The 7,142-nt window shown below is 39.8% G+C and carries 11 protein-coding genes and 1 tRNA gene; 7 read left to right on the top strand and 5 right to left on the bottom strand.

Features of this window, described 5'->3' with window-relative positions:
• The first annotated feature begins 119 nt into the window (after positions 1-119).
• Entirely contained in the window at positions 120-875 is a 756-nt protein-coding gene (locus ARB69_RS03615) for an N-acetylmuramoyl-L-alanine amidase family protein (RefSeq protein ID WP_055151163.1), read from the top strand.
• An 18-nt stretch (positions 876-893) separates the two neighbouring features.
• Here ARB69_RS03615 and ARB69_RS03610 read toward each other — a convergent pair whose 3' ends face one another.
• The 5 genes from ARB69_RS03610 to ARB69_RS03595 all read right to left on the bottom strand — a co-directional run bounded on the left by ARB69_RS03610 (position 894) and on the right by ARB69_RS03595 (position 2,352).
• Positions 894-1,151 (bottom strand): hypothetical protein, encoded by a 258-nt coding sequence (locus tag ARB69_RS03610; RefSeq protein WP_055151161.1) that lies wholly within the window; start codon positions 1,149-1,151, stop codon positions 894-896.
• Complete coding sequence (locus ARB69_RS03605) at positions 1,144-1,470, bottom strand: hypothetical protein (RefSeq protein WP_055151158.1); 327 nt, start codon at positions 1,468-1,470, stop codon at positions 1,144-1,146. The genes ARB69_RS03610 and ARB69_RS03605 overlap by 8 nt, the downstream gene beginning before the upstream one ends.
• 23 nt (positions 1,471-1,493) lie before the next feature.
• A complete protein-coding gene (locus ARB69_RS03600) occupies positions 1,494-1,787 on the bottom strand; it encodes a hypothetical protein (RefSeq protein ID WP_055151155.1) in 294 nt (97 codons plus the stop codon).
• Positions 1,788-1,873: 86 nt separating this feature from the next.
• Positions 1,874-2,014: a hypothetical protein gene (locus tag ARB69_RS26590; RefSeq protein ID WP_157355612.1), complete on the bottom strand. Its 141-nt coding sequence runs from the start codon at positions 2,012-2,014 to the stop codon at positions 1,874-1,876.
• A gap of 83 nt (positions 2,015-2,097) precedes the next feature.
• On the bottom strand, positions 2,098-2,352 hold the full coding sequence (locus ARB69_RS03595) for a helix-turn-helix domain-containing protein (RefSeq protein WP_242857520.1): 255 nt from the start codon (positions 2,350-2,352) through the stop codon (positions 2,098-2,100).
• 162 nt (positions 2,353-2,514) lie between these two features.
• Between ARB69_RS03595 and ARB69_RS03590 the strand changes: the two genes are divergently transcribed.
• The 6 genes from ARB69_RS03590 to ARB69_RS03560 all read left to right on the top strand — a co-directional run bounded on the left by ARB69_RS03590 (position 2,515) and on the right by ARB69_RS03560 (position 7,125).
• Positions 2,515-2,820, top strand: coding sequence for a ParB N-terminal domain-containing protein (locus ARB69_RS03590; RefSeq protein WP_055151149.1), 306 nt, complete (start codon positions 2,515-2,517; stop codon positions 2,818-2,820).
• A gap of 52 nt (positions 2,821-2,872) precedes the next feature.
• Positions 2,873-3,325 carry a hypothetical protein gene (locus ARB69_RS03585; RefSeq protein WP_167702480.1) on the top strand — a complete coding sequence of 151 codons (453 nt, stop codon included), beginning with the start codon at positions 2,873-2,875 and terminating at the stop codon, positions 3,323-3,325.
• A gap of 202 nt (positions 3,326-3,527) precedes the next feature.
• Positions 3,528-4,235 carry a hypothetical protein gene (locus tag ARB69_RS03580; protein ID WP_055151142.1) on the top strand — a complete coding sequence of 236 codons (708 nt, stop codon included), beginning with the start codon at positions 3,528-3,530 and terminating at the stop codon, positions 4,233-4,235.
• 571 nt (positions 4,236-4,806) lie between these two features.
• Positions 4,807-4,878: transfer RNA gene (locus tag ARB69_RS03570), tRNA-Lys, on the top strand.
• 230 nt (positions 4,879-5,108) lie between these two features.
• Positions 5,109-6,539, top strand: coding sequence for an aminotransferase class I/II-fold pyridoxal phosphate-dependent enzyme (locus tag ARB69_RS03565; protein ID WP_055151134.1), 1,431 nt, complete (start codon positions 5,109-5,111; stop codon positions 6,537-6,539).
• Complete coding sequence (locus ARB69_RS03560; RefSeq protein ID WP_055151131.1) at positions 6,532-7,125, top strand: guanylate kinase; 594 nt, start codon at positions 6,532-6,534, stop codon at positions 7,123-7,125. The genes ARB69_RS03565 and ARB69_RS03560 overlap by 8 nt, the downstream gene beginning before the upstream one ends.
• Positions 7,126-7,142 lie beyond the last annotated feature (17 nt).

Genomic DNA, 7,142 nt, shown 5'->3' with positions numbered 1-7,142 from the left:
ATGTCAGAAGAAAAAGAAGTATTGACAGAAGAGGTATTTACCCCGCAGGTGGTAGAGGATTTCGGAATGGTCGGAATCGAAAAATTAATGGGTGTCATGGAAGGACAGGAGGAGTAAGCATGGGATATAACTATGTGACAGATCACACCAATGTCAACTATACCCCAGGTAATTCAGGCAGGCTCTATATCGTCATGCATTATACTGGCAACCTGACAGATACCGCAAAAGCTAATGCAAACTACTTCCGGGATACAAAACGAGGTGCATCGGCTCATTTATTTGTGGATGAATCAGACGTGTATGAAGTTGTATCACTTAATGATTCAGCCTGGGCGGTGGGTGTAGATTATGGTGGGAACCTGTTTGGACTCTGTACCAATTACAATTCCATCAGCATTGAGATGTGTTCCTCAGGCGGGAAGATTTCTGACCGGACAATCGATAATGCGGTAAGTCTGACAAAAAGTCTGATGAAAAGATACGGGATCCCAACCGAACGCGTGGTGCGTCACTGGGATGTGTGTGGTAAGAGCTGCCCTGGCTGGGCTGGTTGGCTGCCGGGGAATGAAAGCATCTGGAATGATTTTAAGAACCGCCTAGCGGGCGGGGGAAGCGCAGTAACTGACAAAAAAGAAACCAGAAATGAAGGGAGAGAAACAACTATGCAATGTTTTTACACAGTAGATGGCAAGGGACCGGTGATTTATTTTGATGGATTGAATTTTCATCCGCTTTCGCATCCGGACGAAATGACCGTATTGAACAGCATTTACAAGGCAAACAACGGCAAGGATATACCATGTTTTAGCTGGCAGAGTAAGGCACCGTGGCATGCAAGGCTGCAGGCAGCGATCAAGAGAACACAGAAATAATATTATAGCCCGGGACCATCAGGATTCCGGGCTATAATTAAGATAAGAATTTATTGATTCAGATATTTTACATAAAAAAGCATTTATTTCTTGGTCATCATTGTGATAACTATCAATAAATGCGATAATATCATGAAGCCATTCATTATTTTTTTTAATCTTTTCAGGAGTGTCGTTACTTTCGCAAGACATTAATCCTGCAACTAAAAATCTTATCCTAAGTTTATAATCATCTGCTTGTAAAGCATCGATGATTAAGTCTTCTATTTTATTCATTTTTTTCGCCTTCCTTTTTCGAGCGTCTCCACTCTCTCAAAATTTTTGCATTTTTTGTTGGAGCATCCGAATTATAGACGCCCTTTGTATAGGGCAGGTAACTATTTACACAAGTCTTGGTAAGTTTGAGCTTACGTGATATATCGTCAATAGATAATCCCTTAGAATATAAATCGTTAACAGCTCTGCTTGTGTCAGACTCAAAAGCGCCCTCTGTAATCAGTATTTTTCTGACTTTTTGACAGCTCATGGAGAATGCTTTTCTGGTCTGACGTATAGAACCGCATGATTCATAATATTCTACAATTTCACTTTTCATGCTTATTCCTCCTTAATGGTGGGTTATACCATTTTAAAGCTACATGTAACGCGGTGCACTTTCTCACCATCGTACCACTCCATTACAGGAGAGCCGCCGAAACTTAATAAGATTTCATTCGCCAAGTAAGTAGCGCCATCTGGCGTTACGATCATCGTTTCGCCGGCAGTGTTTTCACAAATTTCAAATCCTGCAGGAAGTTCTATTTCCACTTTTTCACTTATGCTCGCTTGGCTGTGAGGGCAGCCAAATGTAAAGATAGTCCGTTTTTCATGGCGTAAAACGTCATAATTTGCATATCCGATAATTGTATTCATAATCATATCCTCCTTGATTTTGGAGTGCTAAGTTGCTATAATTTCTTTGATGGGGAGCGGTGGCAAGCCCGCCCTCCCTGTTAACCCTATTCTGTTTTTTCTTTTTCCTTCCTTGGCTTTGCGTCTACAATCCGTCTTATCAGTTCCAGTATTTCGTGTTCCGAATGACCTTTTTCGTCACACCATTCAATTACTTCTTTGATTTCTTTTTTATCCATTTCTTCCATATGCTCTCCCTTCCGATATTGTTAAGTTACTTGCCTTCCTTAACTATCTTTATTATATCACTAAAATTAGTGAATGTCAATCATTAATCACTAATTTTAGATAAAATGTTTTCCCTATCATCCTCAGTCTCTACAAACTTTATCAAGTCCCGTGGCTGCATTTCTAGTATACAGCACAGCCGATTAAGGTTATCCAGTGATATGCTTGTATCATTATCACGGAATTTCCGCATGGTTGACTGGCTAAACAGCCCAGTGTTTTTGGCGGTAGTAGTGTTTATACCGGCTTTTTTTAATGCGGTGATTATATCTATTTTGTATTCCAGCAATCTTAGCACCTCCTTTTTATCGTATCTACCTATAATAATACTCTAATCTCGACAAAAGTCAATCAAAAAATCTCTAAAAAAGGAGAAAAAGCTATTGACAATCACGAATAATAGTGATATAATATAGTTACAAGGTAAGGAAAACAAGAAAACAAAACGGAGGAAATGAAGATGAAGATTATCAGCAGTCAGAGATACATTGATGAGGAAATAGTAGAACAGAAAATAGAAGAAATCAAGAATGATGAATTTATAACACTTCCGATCATAGATGCAGAAATGCAGGATTTAAATGGAAATAACCTTTTTATCCTCATAGACGGACATCATAGAAAAGAAGCTGCTGAGGCGCTTGGATTAGAAGTGAGATATGAAGAAGTAAAAAACGAACACTATTGTACTGGAGAAGACCTTCTTGACGAATGCTGGGGCGGGGATGATTGGTATTATGTGGAGAATGGACATCTGGTGTGGTAATCAAGGAATTCCGCCCCGGCCGGGAAAAGCCGGGAGAAAGAAGGAGAATATGATGAAAAAATATGAAATTAATGACAGCGTGGATAACTTTGCAAAAGTTTTTGCGAAACTTATGCAAGCAAGCTATAGTGTGAATGATTCTGTATTTCAGAATGCAGATACAAACGCGTACATAGTAGAAGTAGATGAACCAGATAAAAAATGGTGTAAAAAAGAGTTAGAGGAATTCTGCACAGAAGGGTTTGTAGTTGACGCCCTCGCAAGAAATGTCCTGTTTGACAGAACAACCGGAAACTCTGTAGGGTGGGGCGAATGCGGGATTGACATATCTGCATTTGGGGTTGAATATACAACTTGCGGCGGTCTTGTTTTTGGATGGGACGTATATCCGCAATGGAGCGGAGACGACTACGTAGAAAATACACTTACTGTCTATTGTTACGCCAGGGAAGGCGGAACGCTTGAAAAATCCCTGGTTGAACATGGATTTGTTGCATATAATTAACACAAATTGAAAATAAAAAGGAGCCATCCTAAATAGAGGCTCCTCTTTATAAAGGTAAAACTAAACGTATTCCAATCCACACCGGGGAGATGGCCCCAGTGACCGCAGTAACCCGTCTGTTACTGTGTATAACAATTATATTATAACAAAAAACGAAAAAATGTCAAGAAGAGTAAATAAACAGTTCCAGGAGGGATATACCATGAAGAATATTAACATATTAAATTGTGTCAGAAAAATAAATCATGCGGCAAAATACTGTGGACGCATGAAAAAAGAGTCATATAACCGAAGAGAATACGAACTAACTAGATTTTATAAAGATGAACAGCGAAAACTGTATTTATTAAAAGCTATGTCAATTTTGTACTTAGAGGAAAATGGCGCCCTAAAAAGATCAGATCAACAAAAAGACATTTCATCTGGCACAATTTTAGAGGCATTTTCGTCTGACGATGGAATATACAATTTTCATTCTATATCTATTTTCAAAGAGAATGAAAACGCCAGTGAATATAAGATTGCAGACAATGATCGTACTGACAGGACTGTATATTATATGCCTTATATGAGATATTTAATAAAAATATTACCAGAAAAATATTGTGAAATTTACAATATGCTTACATGCTGCGACTTCTATTTCCCATATTGCCAACAATCAGTCAAGAAAATCGAAAGACTGAAAGAATTAGGAGTAATGGGGGAAATATATAAATCCAGATCAGGATATTACGATGACCGTAATTATTATTGCAATATGTATCTCAAAGGAATTGAGATATGTAAAATAATAGCAGTTATAGATTGCGGTAAGGAGGAGTTTGATTTAACAGATAAATCGGGGTACATAGAATATTGTGAATACATACCATTCTATGAATTATGGTCCGATGCAATTAATAATTGACGCTTTTAATCCATTATAGTATAATAATCATGTCTAATAGTTGCCCAGTCGGCTGTATAAGTACTTGTACAGCCGTGGATTGAAAAAAACTATTTATCTATAGGGCATTGATAGTTTTTACTATTAGGTGCATATGCAAGGGAGAGTCGGGAGTATACACCGGCTCTCTTTTTATAATAGGAATAGATAGAGAAGAAACTAAGTGAGGACTGGACAATGGAAATAACCCCTTATGTACAATATGAATCCATAGATACCTGGCATCTATACCAGGAATTCCGGAGCATTCCCGGAAATAAAATGGATGTCGAAATGCGGAATGGGTCAACAATGACAACGGATATGATGCACAATATACTCCATACGGCATATAAGCTGGTGGGCCGGGCAGAAATGACCAGGTCTCACTGACTTGACAATCGGTAGCAAAAATGTGAAAATACAGGTGAACCACTGAAAGCGCGAATGCGCCGTAGGTGGTGTTTTTGTGCAATTTGGATGCGTCCTATAAAGTCTATAAAATCATAATGTCCAAAAAATGTCCAAGGCAAATCCAGAAAACGCCTAAAACTGGGCGTTCGCGGCACTTTGAGCACTTGACTTTTAATCAAGTTGTCCGGGGTTCGAATCCCCGCACGCTCATTCAAAAAAATGCCGCAAATCCTTAAAATACAGAGGGTTTGCGGTATTTTAGTTTTTATGCAGATTGTAATTATCCACAATCTGCGGGCGCGCATTGGTTTCATTCTCCCAAGACAGCTAAAAAGATTGTGGTTATCCCTTATTTTATGGTACCATATAAGAGGGTTATTGGACGGAAAAATTAGACGTAGAAATGGAATTTACGGCGTTAGCCGGAGTATAGGAGTATGAATGGACAATTTATATAAAAAATTGCGGGAATACAGCCGTTCTGATTATTATGGATTTCATATGCCGGGGCACAAGCGGAAAGGAATCCTGACAGGTTGTGATCTGCCGTATTCAATCGATATTACAGAGATAGAAGGATTTGATGATCTGCACCATGCAAGAGGTATTTTAAAGGAGGCAGAAGAGCGTGCTGCTGCATTGTACCATTCTTTAGAGACACATTACCTGATTAATGGCAGTACAACAGGGATCTTGAGCGCTGTAATGGGGTGTACGGCAAAAGGGGACAGAATCTTAATGGCGAGAAACTGCCACAAATCAGTTTACCATGCAGTTTTAATGCATGAACTGAGACCAGTATATATTTACCCGCAATTTTATACAGATATGGAATTAAACGGACCTGTTAAATCAGAGGATGTAGAAAATGCCTTGGATAAGTATGTGGATATCAAGGCGGTGGTAATTACGTCTCCAACATATGACGGAGTTGTATCGGATATAAAATCTATTGCGGCTGTGGTTCACAGGAAGGGGATTCCTTTGATTGTCGATGAGGCTCATGGAGCCCATCTGGGGTTTCATCCATATTTTCCGAAAAATTCAGTATCCCTTGGGGCCGATGTGGTTATACACAGCCTTCATAAAACTCTTCCTGCACTGACACAGACAGCCTTAATCCATATCAATGAAAATAAGAATTTAAAAGAAAATCTGGATATCAGTGGGGAGATCACGCAGTATCTGCATATGCTGCAGACGAGCAGTCCTTCCTATGTACTGATGGCAGGTATAGATGTATGCGTTGAGATGATGTCCTATGAAGGGCATACGTATCTTGATAAATATGCAGTGTTATTAAAGCAGTCACGTGAATTGATGCGAAAATTAAATTGTTTGAAACTACTTGAAACAGAAGTATATGATAAATCTAAGATAGTGATTTCAGTAAAAGGGACTGGTATAACGGGACGGCAGCTCTATATGACTCTTTTGGAGCGATACCATCTGCAGCTGGAGATGGCGGCCGGGTCTTATGTGATTGCCATGACTTCGATGGGAGACACAAAAGAGGGCATGAAGCGCCTCACAGATGCGCTGCTGGAAATTGATGCGGGCCTGTCAGCTGAAAAAGGGGTGTCTGCAGATTTTGCACTTCCTCCGCTTAGGCAGATATATACGAGTGCAGAGACAAAAGAAGCTGTGGGAAGAGGAAGCGGCCGTAGAACCCAAAGCCTGGAATGGGGAAAATCTGTTGGTAGAGTTTCATCAGAATATGCTTATATTTATCCTCCTGGGATTCCGTTAATTGTTCCCGGGGAAGAGATTTCTGAAGAAGCAGCCGCTTTACTTGAAAAATACCGGAATCTGGGATTTTCTGTGGAAGGTTTGAAAGAAGAAGGAAAAATTGAGGTGTTGATCAATGGGTAAGATATGTTACATTATGGGAAAAAGTTCCTCCGGAAAAGATACTATTTTTAAAAAATTGAAGGAGATACTGCCTCAGTTCAGAACGATTATTCTATATACGACAAGGCCGATCCGGGCAGGGGAAACGGATGGGGTGGAGTATTATTTCACTGATGAGGCAAAGCTGGAAAGTCTGGAGAAGCAGGGGGCTGTCATTGAGATGAGAGCCTATCATACAAAATGCGGCGTATGGAAGTATTTTACGGCAGACGACGGGCAGATAGATCTGGAAAAATATGACTATATTGTCATTGGGACGCTGCAGTCTTATGAGGAAATGCGCCTGTATTTTGGGAAGGACAGGCTGGTACCTGTTTATATAGAAGTGGAGGACGGGGAAAGGCTCTCAAGGGCGCTTATGAGAGAGCAGCAGCAAAGTGAGCCTAAGTATTCCGAGATGTGCAGACGGTTTCTGGCAGACCAGGAAGATTTTTCAGAAGAAAACCTGGAAAATGCAGGAATTATAAGGCGGTTTCAAAATAATAATATGGAAGAATGTATTCAGGAAATACAGATGTATCTGGAGAGAGAGATGGATGAGGGATAGTTTATTTATACAAAGAG

It is taken from the genome of Faecalicatena contorta (genome assembly GCF_001404335.1).
Classification (GTDB): domain Bacteria; phylum Bacillota; class Clostridia; order Lachnospirales; family Lachnospiraceae; genus Faecalicatena; species Faecalicatena contortus_B.
Note: the sequence above shows the minus strand (reverse complement) of the source record. Positions and strands in the feature narration are given on the sequence as shown.